Source organism: Salinispirillum marinum, assembly GCF_042650105.1.
Classification (GTDB): domain Bacteria; phylum Pseudomonadota; class Gammaproteobacteria; order Pseudomonadales; family Natronospirillaceae; genus Salinispirillum; species Salinispirillum marinum.
In genome coordinates this window covers 1420110-1437308 of sequence record NZ_JBHSAL010000001.1, presented here as the reverse complement: position 1 = coordinate 1437308, position 17199 = coordinate 1420110, and the positions used below count along the sequence as shown (strand labels likewise).

15 protein-coding genes are annotated in these 17199 nt (G+C 53.5%); 5 read left to right on the top strand and 10 right to left on the bottom strand.

Annotated elements, in window-relative coordinates:
- The first annotated feature begins 155 nt into the window (after window positions 1-155).
- Complete coding sequence (locus ACFOSD_RS06715) at window positions 156-398, top strand: hypothetical protein (RefSeq protein ID WP_380692424.1); 243 nt, start codon at window positions 156-158, stop codon at window positions 396-398.
- Window position 399: 1 nt separating this feature from the next.
- Here the strand turns inward: ACFOSD_RS06715 and ACFOSD_RS06710 are convergent, their stop codons facing one another.
- The gene (locus tag ACFOSD_RS06710; RefSeq protein ID WP_380692426.1) at window positions 400-768 is read right to left on the bottom strand and encodes a tetratricopeptide repeat protein; all 369 of its coding nucleotides are present in this window, start codon (window positions 766-768) and stop codon (window positions 400-402) included.
- On the bottom strand, window positions 747-3071 hold the full coding sequence (mrcB, locus tag ACFOSD_RS06705) for a penicillin-binding protein 1B (RefSeq protein WP_380692427.1): 2325 nt from the start codon (window positions 3069-3071) through the stop codon (window positions 747-749). Before mrcB ends, ACFOSD_RS06710 begins: the two co-directional genes overlap by 22 nt.
- 113 nt (window positions 3072-3184) lie before the next feature.
- On the opposite strand from mrcB, the gene ACFOSD_RS06700 reads away from it, so the two are divergent.
- Entirely contained in the window at window positions 3185-4186 is a 1002-nt protein-coding gene (locus tag ACFOSD_RS06700) for an adenosine kinase (protein WP_380692429.1), read from the top strand.
- An 8-nt stretch (window positions 4187-4194) separates the two neighbouring features.
- Here the strand turns inward: ACFOSD_RS06700 and ACFOSD_RS06695 are convergent, their stop codons facing one another.
- A complete protein-coding gene (locus ACFOSD_RS06695) occupies window positions 4195-4698 on the bottom strand; it encodes a winged helix-turn-helix transcriptional regulator (protein WP_449329092.1) in 504 nt (167 codons plus the stop codon).
- 49 nt (window positions 4699-4747) lie between these two features.
- A complete protein-coding gene (gene tyrS / locus ACFOSD_RS06690) occupies window positions 4748-5947 on the bottom strand; it encodes a tyrosine--tRNA ligase (protein ID WP_380692432.1) in 1200 nt (399 codons plus the stop codon).
- A 240-nt stretch (window positions 5948-6187) separates the two neighbouring features.
- On the opposite strand from tyrS, the gene ACFOSD_RS06685 reads away from it, so the two are divergent.
- Entirely contained in the window at window positions 6188-7453 is a 1266-nt protein-coding gene (locus tag ACFOSD_RS06685; RefSeq protein WP_380692433.1) for a M23 family metallopeptidase, read from the top strand.
- Between the two features lie 68 nt (window positions 7454-7521).
- Here the strand turns inward: ACFOSD_RS06685 and erpA are convergent, their stop codons facing one another.
- From erpA to ACFOSD_RS06670, 3 genes are read right to left on the bottom strand one after another with little or no spacing between them, the layout of a single operon-like run.
- Window positions 7522-7857 carry an iron-sulfur cluster insertion protein ErpA gene (gene erpA, locus ACFOSD_RS06680; RefSeq protein WP_380692434.1) on the bottom strand — a complete coding sequence of 112 codons (336 nt, stop codon included), beginning with the start codon at window positions 7855-7857 and terminating at the stop codon, window positions 7522-7524.
- Between the two features lie 51 nt (window positions 7858-7908).
- Window positions 7909-8403 carry a bactofilin family protein gene (locus ACFOSD_RS06675; protein WP_380692436.1) on the bottom strand — a complete coding sequence of 165 codons (495 nt, stop codon included), beginning with the start codon at window positions 8401-8403 and terminating at the stop codon, window positions 7909-7911.
- On the bottom strand, window positions 8400-9143 hold the full coding sequence (locus tag ACFOSD_RS06670; RefSeq protein WP_380692438.1) for a DUF6776 family protein: 744 nt from the start codon (window positions 9141-9143) through the stop codon (window positions 8400-8402). Before ACFOSD_RS06670 ends, ACFOSD_RS06675 begins: the two co-directional genes overlap by 4 nt.
- Before the next feature lie 213 nt (window positions 9144-9356).
- On the opposite strand from ACFOSD_RS06670, the gene hemJ reads away from it, so the two are divergent.
- Window positions 9357-9779, top strand: coding sequence for a protoporphyrinogen oxidase HemJ (gene hemJ, locus ACFOSD_RS06665; protein ID WP_449329091.1), 423 nt, complete (start codon window positions 9357-9359; stop codon window positions 9777-9779).
- A 217-nt stretch (window positions 9780-9996) separates the two neighbouring features.
- On the opposite strand, the gene ACFOSD_RS06660 is transcribed toward hemJ, so the two are convergent.
- The gene (locus ACFOSD_RS06660; protein ID WP_380692440.1) at window positions 9997-12690 is read right to left on the bottom strand and encodes a LuxR C-terminal-related transcriptional regulator; all 2694 of its coding nucleotides are present in this window, start codon (window positions 12688-12690) and stop codon (window positions 9997-9999) included.
- 292 nt (window positions 12691-12982) lie between these two features.
- Between ACFOSD_RS06660 and hemL the strand changes: the two genes are divergently transcribed.
- Window positions 12983-14269 (top strand): glutamate-1-semialdehyde 2,1-aminomutase, encoded by a 1287-nt coding sequence (hemL, locus tag ACFOSD_RS06655; RefSeq protein WP_380692441.1) that lies wholly within the window; start codon window positions 12983-12985, stop codon window positions 14267-14269.
- Between the two features lie 152 nt (window positions 14270-14421).
- On the opposite strand, the gene ACFOSD_RS06650 is transcribed toward hemL, so the two are convergent.
- Both ACFOSD_RS06650 and ACFOSD_RS06645 read right to left on the bottom strand, forming a co-directional pair.
- Complete coding sequence (locus tag ACFOSD_RS06650; RefSeq protein ID WP_380692442.1) at window positions 14422-15270, bottom strand: universal stress protein; 849 nt, start codon at window positions 15268-15270, stop codon at window positions 14422-14424.
- 75 nt (window positions 15271-15345) lie between these two features.
- Entirely contained in the window at window positions 15346-16836 is a 1491-nt protein-coding gene (locus ACFOSD_RS06645; protein WP_380692443.1) for a SulP family inorganic anion transporter, read from the bottom strand.
- Window positions 16837-17199 lie beyond the last annotated feature (363 nt).

The window sequence follows — 17199 nt, the reverse complement described above, 5'->3', positions numbered from 1 at the left end:
TAGGGGGCTTGACAAGGCAGTTGAAGGTGTAAATGATGCGTCAAAATTTCGCTCGGCCACTTTGGCGGCGTCGGGATACTGGACAATTCTGCGTCCAGCGTCCATAACTAGAGATGCAGAACTACTTCTCTGCTGTTGTTGTTCGGAGGTGCCGTATGGGACAACTGGATACTACCCGGCGTTCACATGTGTATGAACTGCTGGAAGAAAACGCGATCGGGCCAGAAGAATTGGCGTATTGCTTGGGTAAAGAACCCAAGGTGATGAACGCCATGTTACGCCAAGGCAGCCATCTGCATATTTCAGATGACTTGGCACGCCAGATAGAACAGGCGTTCTCCAAGCCTGCATTCTGGCTCGACGGCGACAGCCTGAGCGAGAACCCGACCACACACTGAGTTACGGGTTATTCAATAACTGAGTCATTTGGCGCTCTGCCGCTGAACCGGCAGGCGCGTACAACAAACCGCGTTGCAACACTGCCCGCGCCTGCGCACGGTCACCGTTCAAGGTGTGTACCCGTGCCAACAACACATAAGTACCCACGTCATCGGGCTTAATCATTAAGGCCCGTTCCAGTAAGGCGATGGCCGGTAGGTGATCGCTTTGCTGCATACGCTGAATGGCCTGGCGTTGCAGGTCCACAATAACATCCTGTCGCACATCTTCTGGCGGCGCCGGTTCAGGTTCCGGTGCAACCGGTTCACGCACGGCACAAGCGCTGACCCACAACAAACTCATCGCCACTAGAAAATACGTTCGAGCCATCGCCAACCTCCGCGTGGTGTCTCATTACGGTCTTCACGCTCGGCGGGCAGTTCAGCCGCAAACCCCGGACAGGCACGCGCCGACTCGGCAACGGCCACGGCTTGGGGAACAGCGACGGTGAGGGGCTGACAATCGCCCAACCAATAGCGATCGGGTTGTTCGGCTGTCCAACTGATGTAGCGTAAAGCCGAATGCAGGGGCTTTTGATGCACACTGGCGGCAGCCAGTTGTTCCATGGTATGTGTCCAAACGCGCAGCGCGCCGGTGCTTCCGGTGATGGGCAAGGGTTCATTCTGGTCATTACCGACCCAAGCAACGGCCAATAATTCCCCTGCTTCGCCCGCAAACCAACTGTCACGCTGCGCATCACTGGTGCCGGTTTTGCCCGCCGGACGCAACGCAGGTGCCAAGACCCGTCCGGCATAACGGCCGGTGCCCTCTTGCACACTCAAGCGCAATGCCGACTGCAACGCTTGCGCATCGGGCGGCGCAATGACCTGTTGCGTGCGCACAGTAAACTGACTCAGCACCTCCTGTTCTGCGGTCGTTACCGCGGTAATCGCTTTTAGCGGAGCACGGAAGCCATCAGCCAACATAGGTTGATACAGCTGTGTGACCTCGTAAGGTGTCATATCAACGGCCCCTAAAATCACCGACGGCACGACGGGCAGGCGGCCGTTATAGCCCAGTCGCTCAATGCTACGTAGCACATCACCCAACCCGGTTTCCATACCGACCCGCGCGGCCGCTTGGTTGTAAGAGTTGGTCAGGGCTTCCCACATCGGCACCACGCCGTGGGAAATTTGATCGAAGTTGGTGGGTCGCCATTCACTGCCATCACGCGCTGCCACCACCACTGGACTGTCATCCACCGGCGTTAGCCAATGCTGCCCTTTCTCCAACACTGCCAAATAAACCGCCGGTTTCAACAACGAACCCACCGGACGGCGTGCATCCAAGGCTCGATTAAACCCACCGCTTACACTGGTACGTGCCCCGACGACGGCGCGCACGTCACCCGAATCTCGATGCACCAACACCAATGCACCTTGCAAGGTATTGTCGGGCAGGCGATGCAAGCGCTCCATGGTGCGCAATGAGTCCGTCATTTGGCGCTGTGCAACGTCTTGCGCGTAAATATCGATGGAGGTGTGGATATGCAAACCTTCACGATTCAACACCTCGTCGGGATACCACAAGCGCAACTGACGGCGCACCAAATCCAACGCCGCTGCGTAAGCACCTTCGCCGGTTCCGGCGTTCAATCCCAAGGGTTCGGCCTGCGCTGCGCGCCGCTGTGTGTCCGTGATGATGCGCTGCTCGGCCATCACGTCGAGGATTACATTGCGCCGTGCGATGGCCCGCTCGGGATTGCGCAGCGGCGAATAGTAACTTGGACCGCGCAGAATCCCGATCAGGGTCGCTTGCTGGTTCAACGACAACTCTTCCAAGGGGCGACCGTAAAAATATTGTGCCGCCAAGCCAAAACCATGAATCGCACGTTGCCCATCCTGAGCAATGAACACCTGATTCATATAGGTCTCAAGAATGGTTTCTTTATCGACGTGCAGCTCAAGCAACACCGCCATGATGGCCTCAATGCCTTTGCGCACCAGTGTCTGGTCGGCGGTAAGAAACATATTCTTCACCAACTGCTGGGTAATGGTGCTGCCGCCCTGCTCCACCCGACCTGAACGGACATTGGCGACCAATGCTCGGGCAATGGCGGTGGGTGAGATGCCGTGATGCTGGAAAAAGCGCCGATCCTCTACCGCTACCAAGCCGGCCACCAAGGTTGGCGGCATGGACGCCAATTGCGCCAGCACACGGTCTTCCGCTTGCGCGGGCACGACGCTGCCGATGAGGGGCGGTGCCAGTCGGGCCGACAATACCGGGCGCTGGTCTGGGGTGGTCAGGCGCGCCAAAACGCCGTTGGCAAAATGTAGGGACAATTCACGGGCATGTTCCGGTTCATCCCAAAAAGCATAAGCCCGAGTAAACACATCGATACGGGCTGCCGAAACGACCTTAAACTCGCCCGGGCCACGAATCTCGGACGCAGAACGATAGCCCATCCGCTGCAGCCACCAAACAACTTCTTCATGGCGCTGACCGGAACCCTGATACAATGCCAGCGGTGCACCGTATACCTTGGCAGGGACGGACCACACATACTGGGCAAAGCGCTCCCGGACATAAATATCGAGGTAAACGATGCCAGCGGTTGCCACCACCACACCCACGATGCCTAATTTAAGGATGAGTGACCGAAAGCTCGCCCATCGTGTCTTTTTTTTCGCCATAAAGCCTCGTGAAATTTGGTTCCTGGGTTATCTTTGGCTAGAATGCCCGCCCCTTGTCACAGTCAGCGCTGACCCGCGATGCTTTTCATCGTTATGCTGCCAGGAACCTCTGTATGCTGGACCATAGTAACCCTGAATTCGATATTTTCGCCATTGGTCATGCCATCGTTGACGAAGAATATGCCGTGGATGACGCCTTCCTGACGCGTTTGGGCATTCGCCGCGCAGAGCGCACGCTGATTAATTTTGACCGTCGGCAAGAGCTAATCGTGGCGTTAAATACCGAAGCCGACCGCATCTATCAAGCGGGCGGCGGTAGTGCGGCCAATTCCGTGGTTACTGCGCAGTTGCTAGGTGCACGTTGTCATTTTGCCTGTAAGGTCGCGAACGACGAGGCCGGACGTTTTTTTCACGCTGATCTCGCGCAATCCGGCATTGATTTGCCCGGCGCTCCGTTAGCCGACGGCCATACCGGACGTTGCTTGGTGATGATCACCGCCGACGCCGAACGTACCATGAACACCTACACCGGCATTACCGATGAATTGGATTCACCCTATGTCGAACTGGATAAACTGCGCCGGGCCCGCTGGCTGTATTTGGAAAGCTATCTGGTCACCACGGAAACGGCACACCAAACCACCCTCACCGCACTGGCCGCCGCACACGACGCCCAAATTCCCGTGGTGGTAAATTTTGCCGACCCCGGCATTGTACGACACTTTAAAGAGCCATTAACTACCCTGTTTGCGCGCCCGGTGGAAGTCTTGATCTGTAACCACGAAGAAGCGCTGGCGTGGGCCGATACCGACGATTTCGCGCAGGCGATTCGCGTGCTGCAACAACTGGCACGGCACTTGATCATTACCGAAGGTGCAGCCGGCGCCCATGTTATAAGCGCAACGCACCATCAACAAGTGCCTGCCCCCAAGGTTAAGCCCGTTAATACGACCGGCGCAGGTGATACCTTTGCCGGTGGCATTTTGTACGGCTTGGCCAAAGGCTGGCCCCTGGCACAAGCCGCTGATCTGGCTTGCCGCTGCGCGGCAAGAAAGGTGGAAATGAACGGAGCACGATTACCGGCCGAAGAAGTGGCGCTGCTGCACCCGCGTTAACATCGGCCTTAATGGCCTGAGAGTGCCCTACGCCGATGTTCTGTTGGATACGGCGCGGCCGACTTCACTTCTTCCATAACAATATAGCTGCGCGATTCCTGTATTCCCGGCAAGGTCGACAGAATCTCCCCTAGGGTATAACGGTATTCCGACATATCGGTGAGGCGCAGTTTCAATAAATAGTCTGAAGAACCCGAGATCAGATGACATTCCAGTAAATTGGGAATGCCTTGCGCGGCTTTGCGGAAGTCATCAAAGGCCTGATTTGATTGATAGCGCAAGCTCACTTCCAGAAATACCAGCAAGTTCAGTCCCAAGGCAGCGGGATTTACCTCGGCATGATATCCGGTAATTACCCCCGCCTCTTCCAATCGACGCACACGCTCCAAACAGGGTGTGGTGGACAGCCCAACTTCCGCCGCCAGTTCGGTAAAGGAAATTCGCCCATCACGCTGCAACACATCGAGAATGTTGAGATCAATGGTATCCAGTTCCCGGCTGGGCTTCTTCACCACACGCATAGCTTGTCCTCAACATTCCAATGGTAGAGCCGATGCCGTTTTAAGGCGCCAGCGTGACCCGCGCGATCTTTTTCTTACCGGCTTGAATGATGTACTCACCCGCCACCAGCTTGTGTTCTGCGGGCACGACTTCCCAATCCACCTTAACGCGGCCATTTTTGAGCATATCGCGGGTTTGTGCGGCGTTTACGGCCAAGCCCGCGCGGTTTACCACCATGGAAATGGGCAGTTCCGAGGCTCCGTCCATGGCCACTTCAACGTTTGGCGTATCCTCTGGCACTTCACCGTCACGGACGATGTTGCCTGCCCCTTTGTGGGCCTTTTCCGCCGCTTCAGCACCATGGAAGCGCTCGACCAACTCCCTAGCCAGCAAGATTTTAATATCACGCGGGTTTGTGCCATTGGCCACATCGCGCTGTAATTGCTCGATTTCCGCCATCGACCGGAAGCTCAGCAATTCGAAATAGCGCCACATCAAGGAATCCGGCATTGACACCAACTTGTTGTACATCGCACCGGGCACCTCGGTAATACCGACATAGTTGCCCAATGATTTAGACATTTTGTTCACCCCGTCTAAACCTTCAAGCAAAGGCACGGTGATGACCACTTGCGGGTCTTGCTTCCAATGACGTTGTAAGTCACGGGCCACCAGCAGGTTGAACTTCTGGTCGGTACCACCTAATTCAATGTCCGCCTTGAGTGCCACCGAGTCATAACCTTGCACCAAGGGGTACAGAAACTCGTGAATGGCAATGGGCTGCTCACCCCGAAAGCGCTTGTTAAAGTCATCACGTTCCAACATCCGCGCCACCGAATATTGCGCCGCCAACTCAATCATCTGTACGGATGACATCTTGTTCATCCATTCACTGTTGAAGGCAACGATGGTTTTTTCAGGGTCCAGAATTTTGAACACCTGCTCTTGATAGGTACGGGCGTTCTCGGCCACTTGCTCCGGGGTCAGCGGTGGTCGAGTGGCACTTTTGCCGGTTGGATCGCCAATCAAACCGGTGAAATCACCGATCAAAAAAATAACTTCGTGACCCAACTCCTGGAATTGCCGCATTTTGTTGATTAAGACAGTGTGTCCGAGGTGTAAATCAGGCGCCGTGGGATCAAACCCGGCTTTAACGCGCAACGTTTTGCCACTGCGCAGTTTTTCGATCAACTCTTCTTCCACCAATACTTCAGCAGTACCGCGTTTAATCAGGGCTAAAGACTCTTCTAGACTGGGCATCGAACGGTGTTTCCCTTAATGAAATTTTGCGTGCGCGGAGTATACCACCGCGTGATGCAGTTCTAAAAACACCGAATTTTACATAGTGCGAACACGGTAAACGCTAGGCGCAGCAATTTTGTTACGGTTATACTTCAGGTTAGCGTTATAACGGATTGATTGGTTTTGATTACTTTAATTAAAAAGACACCCTTATTTCACCGACTGGCTATTATGATATGTAGCCTGTTGGTATTGGTCATGGCCGTATGGCCAGCCGCCGAACCGCGACGGGTACAAATAGAGTTGGCCGCTCTGACGCCAATACCTGAGGTAGTGCCAGAAGACCGGAGTCTGCAAGATGCAGCGATAGCCGCCAGTGAGATTTCGCTTGATAACGCTTGGCAAGCCGAAACAATTCGCATTGAAGTTGAACCTGGCGATACGTTATCGCATGTTTTTGATCGCGCCAAAATCCTCCCGACCACCTTATTTCGAATGCTCAACTCGGATAAAGAGCTGGAGCGTCGACTGGTACGTTTGCAGCCCGGTAATGTGTTTGAGTTTCAACGTTTGGATGGCCAGATACTCAGCTTTACCCTGCACAGCAGCCGTATAGAGGGCATTCAGGTGACCCTGAACGACGATGCCACGGTGGCGGACTGGGAAGCCTTTACCAACGAACCCACGCGCATGACACGCTGGGCATCTGGCACGATTGACGATTCGCTGTTTCTGGCCGCTCGTGATGCTGGCCTAAGTGACACCATGACCATGAATTTGGCGCAGTTGTTTGGCTGGGACGTGGATTTCGCACTCGATATCCGACAAGGTGATGAATTCACCGTAATCTATGAAGAACTATACGTAGACGGGGAATATTTTGGCGAAGGACGTATTTTAGCGGCCAGCTTCGTAAACCAAGGCAACGAATTCCACGCGATTCGCTATACCGACCAGCGTGGCGTAACAGAGTATTATGACGCTGAAGGGCGCAGCGTTCGTAAAGCGTTCTTGCGGACCCCACTGGAATTTGCCCGTATCTCTTCCCACTTTAATCCGAATCGTCGCCACCCGATTTTGAATACCATCCGTGCCCACCGGGGCACCGACTATGCGGCACCTACCGGCACGCCTATTCGTGCTGCCGGTGACGGCCGCGTGGTTGAAGCACGCTATAACGGCGGTTATGGCAATGTGGTGGTCTTACAACACGGTCAAGGCATTCGGACGCTGTATGCGCACATGAGCCGTTTTGGTAACGGTGTGCGCAGTGGTGTAAACGTTCGGCAAGGGCAAATCATTGGTTACGTCGGCACCACTGGCGCGTCTACCGGCCCTCACCTGCACTATGAGTTTTTGGTGAATGGTGTACACGTGAACCCCGTCACCGTGCGCCTACCGGATGCGCAGCCGGTGCATTCAGAATCGCGCGAGGACTATCGGCAATATGCGCAAACCATGATGACGCATTTGCAGTCAGCCAGAAACAGCGTAGCCAGTGCGGCATTGAGCCTGAACGAATAATCGGCTGCTAATATTACAGCCACAAAAAAACCGCCGTAGGCGGTTTTTTTGTGGCCAAGATTCCGACGTTATATCCCGAACGATGAACCGCAGCCACAGGTGGTCGTTGCAACGGGATTGGTCACGACAAAGCGAGCGCCTTGCAGCCCTTCCGAATAATCCACCACCGAGCCTTCCAAATATTGGTAGCTCAGCGGGTCGACCAAAAAGGTAGCCCCTTCCAGCTCTATGACCGCATCGTCTTCGGCAGCCTCTTCATCGAAGGTGAAGCCGTATTGAAAGCCCGCACAGCCGCCGCCGGTAACAAACACCCGCAACTTCAAGTATTCATTGTCTTCTTCTGCGACCAAGTGGCGGACTTTGTCCGCCGCTGCCGGTGTAATGGTAATATCGAAATCTGACACGTTCTCACCTCATAAGCGCTGACGCGATTATGAAATACCTGACTAATTTAATCAACTATTGACTGGCATCGTCGGCGCTTTAGTATCGGCACCCACACCCGCTTTGGCATCCTTGGGGTCAACCGGTGCTGTATCAACTTTACCCATATCCAGATTTACTGGGGGCTTTTTCTTACCCTTGGATTCTTCACCGTTATGCAACAGCTTACCGTTCACCCGTGCGCCCATGACCATTTCCATCATGGCGTAGTAAACATCGCCAAACACGGCGGCTTTTTTCGCCAGCTCGACGTGTTCGAAAGAGTAAACGTCGCCATGGACCTCACCATTAATGATGATGTGAGGGGCACGAATCTCACCCTTTACGATACCCTTATCACTGATGCGAACCACCGCTCCGCTGCCCGGTTCCGCGACAATATTGCCCGTCACCTTACCATCAATGTGCAGCCCACCTGAGAGTTTGATGTCGCCAACCACCTCGGCTTTCGAGGAAATCAAGGTGGTATCAAAGTTGCCTACTTTCTTTTCGTTGCCGAACATCATTCTTCTCCAATAACTTGCCAGTCTAATTCAATATCACGCGTTGCCGCCCGATTTCCGGTGGCTTGCGCAACTATCCTCACCTGCTGGGGTGTGAAGCCAGCCGGGAATTGTATTTCACCACGAATATCTTGGAAGTACCGATAACGGAACCGGATATCGACCCGATCCACATCCTCCGATACATCGTTCAGGGCATACACCACACGGTCGCCATTTTCTGTTTCACCGATGATATTAACCCCAACATAGCCCTCCAAGAACGAGCCATTAGCACCTGCGTGTGTCAGCATTAACAAGAAACGATAACGATCCGGGCCAATATTCTGCACGGTGAATTCTTCAATCAACAATCCGTTGGCGTTGTCCCCCGGAGCCATAATGCCACGGTACAAACGGACTTCTTGCTCTAGTGCCGCAATTTCATCGCGCAATGTGCGGTTGGTTTGCCGCACGCTTTCCGCCGCGGCCCGATCTACTTCCGCACCCTTCTCCAACACGATGGTGCGTTGACGAAGGTCGAGTATGGTGCGCTCTAAGGTCATGACTTCTGCAGTTAACGAAGTGACGCGTTCAGCGGTGTAGGTTCCTGTTTCAAAACCTTCGTTGCGGCCGAACAGGAACGCACCGACCACTAAGCTGACCATGACCACAACAGAGGTAATGCGCGTTAAAAAGATACGCCACGGTCGATGAACAACAACAACCAATTTTTCCTGTGTGCTACCGTGTACACGGGCCATAAAAACTCCTCAGGGTAAGATACAACGAACTTACCCAGTCATGCATAAGGTGACAGGACCGCACAAACGCTTTCTCCGCGCTTCTGTGTTTCGCCTGCACCCGCGTTTGGGCTATCATACTTTGGAATAAGAACACCTGCCAACTCAATGACACCTGACCTCTGTGTCAGAACTCAATCTAACACTGTAACACACTACCCGGAGCCAACTGTGCTGTATCTTGTGCTTAAATCGCTACACATTATTGCGGTGATTTCGTGGTTTGCCGGCCTTTTTTATTTGCCGCGTTTGTTCGTCTATCACGCGCAAACAGAAGACCAATTGGGTCACGAACGTTTCGTGGTGATGGAGCGTAAGCTATATCGCGGCATTATGACGCCCGCCATGATCGTCACTCTAGTGCTGGGTTTCTGGATGCTGTGGCTCGTGCCAATGTGGTGGACGCAAGGTTGGATGCACGCGAAGTTAGCCTTGGTGGCGGTATTAGTGGGCTATCATCATATATGCCTCGCGCACCTCAAGCGTTTTGCACGCGGGCAGAACAGCAAAAGCCACGTTTATTTTCGCTGGTTTAACGAAGTGCCTTTATTGCCCTTGCTGGGGATTGTGTTCTTGGTGGTGCTTAAACCGTTCTGAGCGGGTGGTGTACCAAGCGGTCTGAATAAAAACGAACAGGCAAAAAAAGCTAATCACCCTGAGGGTGATTAGCGAGAGACTACCTATCAACTAGACTGCCCTTGCCTGACAAGGACAAGACGCATACTAAAAGGAATAGGGACGAGCGATAAGGTGGAAGGGGGTCTATTTTCGTTTATCTTCGATTCCTCCACCCCACCGAACATCAACGAAGACGTTAATTCAACAGTGTCTCGCCTTTGGCCATCGCTTCACGCCGATTCCGCACCCCCAATTTTTTGTACAAATTGTTGATGTGGGTCTTCACCGTCGAGATGGCAATAAACATAACACTGGCAATTTCTTCATTACTGCGCCCAGCCAGAATGTGCTTGTACACCCGCCATTCTTTTTTCGACACACCCGCCGCCAACAAGGCATCCGGAATGTGCTCGCCACCGGGTTTGTCGCTGGTATTACGCTGCCGGTTTAGGGTCAACAACTGGTCCGCATATTTAGCGACATCGGCATTGAACACATGGGTTTTCATCAAACGTTCAACAATGGGCATGAGCCATTGACGGAGAAACAGCCAACTCGCCACCAACTGACGTTCGGCCGCCAAAGGCAACAAGCGTTTCACGTCCGACTCAGCTTGCTCATGGTCACCAGCAATGTCCGCCACCGCTGCATTCAGGAGGCCCATACGTACAGCTTCCACACTGAAGCTCATGGCCTCAGCGTGGGTAATGGCATCCGTTAATTTCCGCCGTGCTTGGGCGTAGTCGCCTGTGGCGGCGAGCCCATAGGCTTCGGCCCGCAACAACATGAAGTCTTTGACACTGTGGTAGGACGTAACCTCGGCCTTGGCTTTTAACCAGGTTTTGATTTTCTTATCATCACCGTTCTGCCACCACCACTGCAACTGCACTTCCAAACTGTAGGGCATCAGAATGTCGGCGGTGTATTCGCGGGCGAGAATTTGTTCATGTTCCAACGCCAGTTCACGCGCTACCGTCGGTTTACCTTTCAGCATTTCGCACTTCAACAGCCAACCTTGCAGGTGCAACTGCCAGTAGTCGTCCCAGCTTTCACACAGGCTTTGGATGCGATGAATAAGCTGCTTGGCTTCCCGCAGGTGGTATTCTTCTAGCGCCAATTCGGCTTGATTGATGTACGCAAACACCACATTGAACCCGTAACGCACACCTTTTTCACCGGCATAGTTCATGACTTCTCGGGATAAGTCGGCCGACTTGGCAAAGTCGCCAAGATTCTTCCAAATGATCGCCTGTTGATTCAAGGCCCACAGCACGGCGTCGTAATTCGCCTCTTGGCGGCTTAACAATTCGCTTTCTTCGTAGATCTCCAAGGCATTATGGATATCGCCTTGCTCGAACAGCACGTTCGCCAGAATCAGCAGCGCGCTTTGCCGCCGGATACTGTCCTTGTCGTGCATATCTAATGCTTTACGCGCGTAGTCACTGGCTTTGTCGTAATCCAAACGCGAAAACGCCGCCTGTGCGTTCACCGTCAGCATCTCGCCACGCAAATGATTGCGGGTGGCTTCCGGCTCTTGTTCCACCAAATGGGCCGCGCGGGATAGAAAGGCCTCTACAAAGGGTGCGTCACCAAAAATAGCCTCTACCCAACAACGTACCAAGACTAAGTTGGCGTCTTGTAGAATTTCATCTTCGGTTAATTCAGCCAGACAACGACGCACCAAGTCATAATGCGCCTTATGGATCAGCTCGTTACCATGCCGCCTGACAATATCGGTTATCTGCGCTTTGTTACCGGATTTAATCGCGTGGTCTACGGCACCGACCACATAACCCAACTCCAGAAATACCTGGCTGGCAGCTTCATGCAAGGCTTGAATGTTGGCGCCTGAATTGACCAACAGTTTATGACGCAGGAACTCGTGCAACAGGTGGTGATAGCGATACCAGTTTTTTTCTTCATTAAATTGCACAATAAACAGATGGTGCCGTTTCAGATATTCCAGCGTTTCATGCACATTAATGGTCGGACAAAGCGCCGCCGCCACCTCAACGGAGAAGCGTTTCACAATGGCCGTGTTCAGCAAAAACGTTTTTACATCATCGGGCAAGCCATCGAACAATTCGGAATCAAAGTAGTCAATGATATTGAGGTTCTTTTGATTTAACCCCGCGCCGACATCGGCCAATGACGGGTTCTGTTTAAGCCCCATCACAATCAATTGCAGACCAACAGCCCAACCTTCAATACGCGCTAAAATGGCCTCCGCCTGTTCGTCACTGATGTCGGCACCGCTAAATTCTTGCAGGAATGCTCGTGCTTCACCCAAGTCAAAAGCGAGGTCTTCTTCGGTAATCTCCGCCACCAGACCTTGTAAGCGCAAGCCGATGATATTAGGCGGGGGTTCAGACCGGGTGGTAATCACCAACTTCACATTCCCTGGCAGGTGCTTAACCAAGTACGCCAAGGCCGTGTGGATATCGTCATGTTCGATGAGGTGATAATCATCGATGACCAGCATAATCTCGTCATCGACCTGATCCAATTCATACAATAATTGGCCGAACAAGGCGCGTATATTACCCGCTCGGTTGCCAATACCATGGCTGATCAGCGGCTCACTGAGGTCTACCCGTTTTTGAATGGCGGCGATGAGATAGGCAGCGAAGGTGGAAGGGTCGTCGTCTTCCGGATCCAAGGATAGCCAACAGAGGGCCGTTTCCGGATTTTGCTCGGCATAAGCATAGTAGCCATAGAGTGCCGCCACTGTTTTCCCGAACCCCGCCGGGGCTTTAAGAATAACCAATGGAGACTCACACGCCGCAACAAATAACGCTTCAACCCGAGACCGATCGACCGTATTGGTGGGTAGTTTGGGTACCGATACCTTCGACGGGACAATAAAGTGTTGAGCGATGACATCCCCCATGAAGCAACACCTTGCCAGTTACTTTTCTTATTAATGAAGCACAATTATCTGCGCCGTGACATCCGAGGCGCGGCAATTCTCCGAAAAAACCGTTAAACTGCGCCACCCAACCGCTGTTTATTGTGCAAACAACGTCACAGTGGTTGAAATCGAAGTGATCACACTTCATACGCCAGCGGGCAGTTTACCATTGTTCCCCTGCTATCTGGCAACTGTGACGCTGAAATCGTTCTTTCAGCAGCGAAGACAACCTTCAACCGACTGCCGCCGGGCAGTCACCGGGAGCCCATTGATGACCACTTCTGCGGATCTTTTTCAACGCGCCCAACAGGTAATTCCTGGTGGCGTGAATTCACCCGTGCGCGCTTTTAAGAGTGTCGGCGGCGACCCTGTATTTTTCGATCATGGCGCTGGAGCGCATCTGTATGACGTGAATGGCAAAGCGTACATCGACTATGTGCTGTCGTTCGGCCCGTTGATTCTCGGCCACGGCGCACAGCCCATTCTCGATGCTATTCGTACCCAACTCGACAAAGCCATCACCTTTGGCGCCCCTACGGTATTGGAAGTCGAGATGGCGTTCAAACTCACCGAGCTGGTGCCATCGATGGACTTGGTGCGCATGGTGAATTCCGGTACCGAAGCCACCATGTCGGCCATCCGCGTGGCGCGGGGTTATACGGGCCGTGATCTGATCGTCAAATTTGAAGGTTGCTACCACGGCCATGCCGATGGATTGCTGGTTAAGGCCGGTTCTGGATTACTGACGTTGGGAGAGCCCACGTCTCCCGGCGTACCCGCCGACTTCGCCAAACACACCGCCACCCTGCCCTACAACGACCTCGACGCCTTAGAAACCTTCTTTGCCGCCAAGGGCAGCGAAATCGCCACCGTAATTGTCGAACCCGTTGCTGGGAATATGAACTGCATTCCGCCCGCACCGGGATTTCTGGAAGCCTTACGTCGCCTCTGTACCGAGCACGGTGCCGTGTTGATTTTTGACGAAGTCATGAGTGGTTTCCGTTGTGCTTTGGGTGGCGCGCAAGCGTTGTATAACGTCATTCCGGACATGACGTGCCTAGGCAAAGTGGTTGGTGGCGGTATGCCCGTCGGTGCCTTCGGGGGTAAGCGAGAAATCATGTCGGTGCTGGCGCCGGTCGGCCCGGTGTATCAAGCCGGTACGTTGTCGGGTAACCCCATCGCCATGGCCGCGGGCTTAGCCATGATGCAGGCCATCACCCAGCCCGGCTTTTATGACCGCTTAACCGCCAGTACCACGCGCCTGCTGGATGGCATGAAGCAAGCCGCTCAGGATGCCGGCATTGGCCTGACCACCAACCAAGCGGGCAGCATGTTTGGCTTTTTCTTCACCGATGAACCTAACATTACCCGCTTCGAGCAAGTGATGGCCTGTGATGTTCCACGTTTCAATAAGTTCTTCCATTTAATGCTGGAAGAAGGCGTGTATTTGGCGCCGTCGAGCTTTGAAGCAGGCTTTATGTCAGCCGCTCATACGGATGAAGTGATCGACGCTACGATAGCTGCAGCGGCGCGTTCGTTTGCACAGCTGAAGAATTGAATGACGGATTAGCAGCAGGGCATACTTTAGGCGTTGGCTCTCGGGGTATGCCTCCGGCGCTCCACGGCAGGCCGGGAGTCGCGCCTTGAGGCATACGCCCTGCGCCACGCCTACCCATCAGTTTAATCTGTGTTGAAGGATTTAGGAGAGCACTACCGCAACACCAGCATGGGGATATCCGCATGGCGGATCATTTTGGTGGTCATGCTGCCCAACAAGAGTTCGCGAATGCGTGAATGGCCATAAGCGCCCATCACCATAAAGTCGATGTTGTGGGCTTTTTTAAACTGCGCCAAAGCGGTTTCGACTTCACCTTGCAGTAAGGTGGTTTGCACATCCAAACCCGCGGCTTGCAGTACGTCATGCGCCCATGCGAGCTGTTCATGGCAGGCGGGTTTATCGTCACCCACTTTCACCACATGCACCGGCAAGCCTTGTAACAAGGGGCTGGCGGCAATCATCGCCATACCCTTGCGCATGGTTTCGCTGCCATCGAAGGCTACCATCACGGCGCTCGGCGCACGAAAATCACTCACAGTTATCAGAATAGGCCGGTGCACGCTGCGCACCACGTTTTCAACATGGCTGCCGACATGGTGCTGGGCGGGATGCTCGCCTTCGCGCCCCATCACAAACACCCGTGTTTCTGCTTCAACATCAAGCAGGGCTTCCACCAGATGCCCATGGCGCTGCCGGGTCAGCGTGCCAGCAATGCCCGCAGCTTCGGCTTGTTCTTGCGCCGCGGCCAGCATCACTTTGCCTTGCTCCAAGGCGAGCTTATTGCGCTGTTCGTCGAGCACGGTCAGCTCTTCCAATAAGGCTTCACGCGCGCCCAAACCGATGGCACCGCTTAAGTTGGACTGCAGCGGGTATTCACTGTGATCCAGCACATGCAAAAAGGTGAGCGGTGCGTTCAGGCGACGCGCCACCCAGGTGGCGTAATCGCATACGGAGGGTGAAGCATCAGAGCCATCGATACAGGCCATGACCATATCTGTCATTGTCGTTCTCCTCGTGTGGCAAGCCAAGTTCAGCTTAACCGTTTAACAGTGGACTGCCTACCGGTTGTTCGGCCATTAATGACCGCCACTGAGCAGTTTTTCCAAAGCTTCCGGTTTATCGTGTTCACCAAACCGATCCACGATGGTTTCACTCGCTTCGTTCATACCGATCACTTCAACCGCTGTCCCTTCACGGCGAAATTTCAATACCACTTTATCCAACGCGCCAACAGCCGTGATGTCCCAGAAATGCGCGTGTGACAGATCAATCACCACCTTATCAATGGCTTCTTTAAAGTCGAACGATGCCACGAACTTATCAGACGAGGAAAAGAACACTTGCCCCACCACCAAGTAACGACGCTCCGTACCTGAGCTGTCGAGCTCTTTTGCCACATGCATGTAATGGCCGACTTTATCGGCAAAGAACATGGCGGCCAGCAAGATACCCACGAACACACCAATGGCCAAGTTGTGGGTGTACACCACCACAACGACCGTTACGACCATGACAATGTTGGTACTGAGCGGGTGTTTTTTCAGGTCGGTAATCGAGCTCCAACTGAAGGTACCGATGGACACCATGATCATCACCGCGACCAAGGCACCCATAGGAATTTGCGACACCCAAGGCCCTAAAAACACAATGAGGAACATCAAGAAGATACCGGCTAACAAAGTCGAAAGCCGCGTCCGACCACCGGATTTGATGTTGATGATGGACTGTCCAATCATCGCGCAACCCGCCATGCCACCGAAAAACCCGGTAACAATATTGGCGTAGCCCTGACCTTTCGATTCACGATTTTTATCGCTGGGCGTGTCGGTTAAATCGTCCACAATGGTGGCGGTCATCATGGACTCCAGCAAACCCACCACCGCCATGGTGATGGCATAAGGAAAGATAATGAACAGGGTTTCTAGGTTCAGCGGAATATCCGGTATGAGGAAAATCGGCAAGGTGTCGGGCAGCTCACCCATGTCGCCGACGGTACGCAAATCCACACCAAAGTAGATGGCGACAATGGTCAGTACAACCAGCGCCACCAAGGGTGACGGAATGGCCTTGGTGATATAGGGAAAGCCATAAATGATCGCCAAACCGGCGGCAATGAACACAATGACCATGGCACTAAAATTTTCACCCGTAAACTCGGGCACCTGTGCCAGAAAGATCAAAATCGCCAGCGCATTCACAAATCCGGTCACCACCGAGCGCGACACAAAACGCATCAGATTGGCCAATTTCAGATAACCGGCAATGATCTGCAATAGCCCCGTCAGTACCGTTGCTGCCAACAGGTACTGCAAGCCATGCTCACGAACCAGCGTGACCATCAACAGAGCCATGGCGCCGGTGGCTGCCGAAATCATACCCGGACGCCCGCCCATAAAGGCGGTCACCACGAGAATACAAAACGAAGCATACAGGCCCACTTTCGGATCGACGCCGGCGATAATGGAAAACGCGACGGCTTCGGGAATAAGCGCTAGCGCCACCACCATGGCGGCCAACACATCACCACGCAAATTTGAGAACCAAGTCGTTCTAAGGGGTTGCCACATAATAATTTATTTCCACAGGGTTAGATCGATGGTTTAAAACGGACGTTCTGCTTCGGAACTATGTGCTAATGGACTAACCGCGGATCTTTCTGAATATCTTACCCGCACATACCCAATAACATGCTATATCACAGCCTGACAGAACAGGATGACGTTGTTGGACAACGATGCTTGCTTTAACGTGATTAAAGCAAACTGATAAATGGTGAACGCTAGGGCGGCGTAACAAGCACGGGCTTCTTCTCTGTCGTCGGTGGGTGTCTGGCAAAGGCAGCTAAGCGGTGTAGCCAAACAAGGGCAGCGTACGCTGCAAAAAAGAGGGCGCATACTACAGGCCAAGCCTTGTCTTGACAAGTTCTTGGC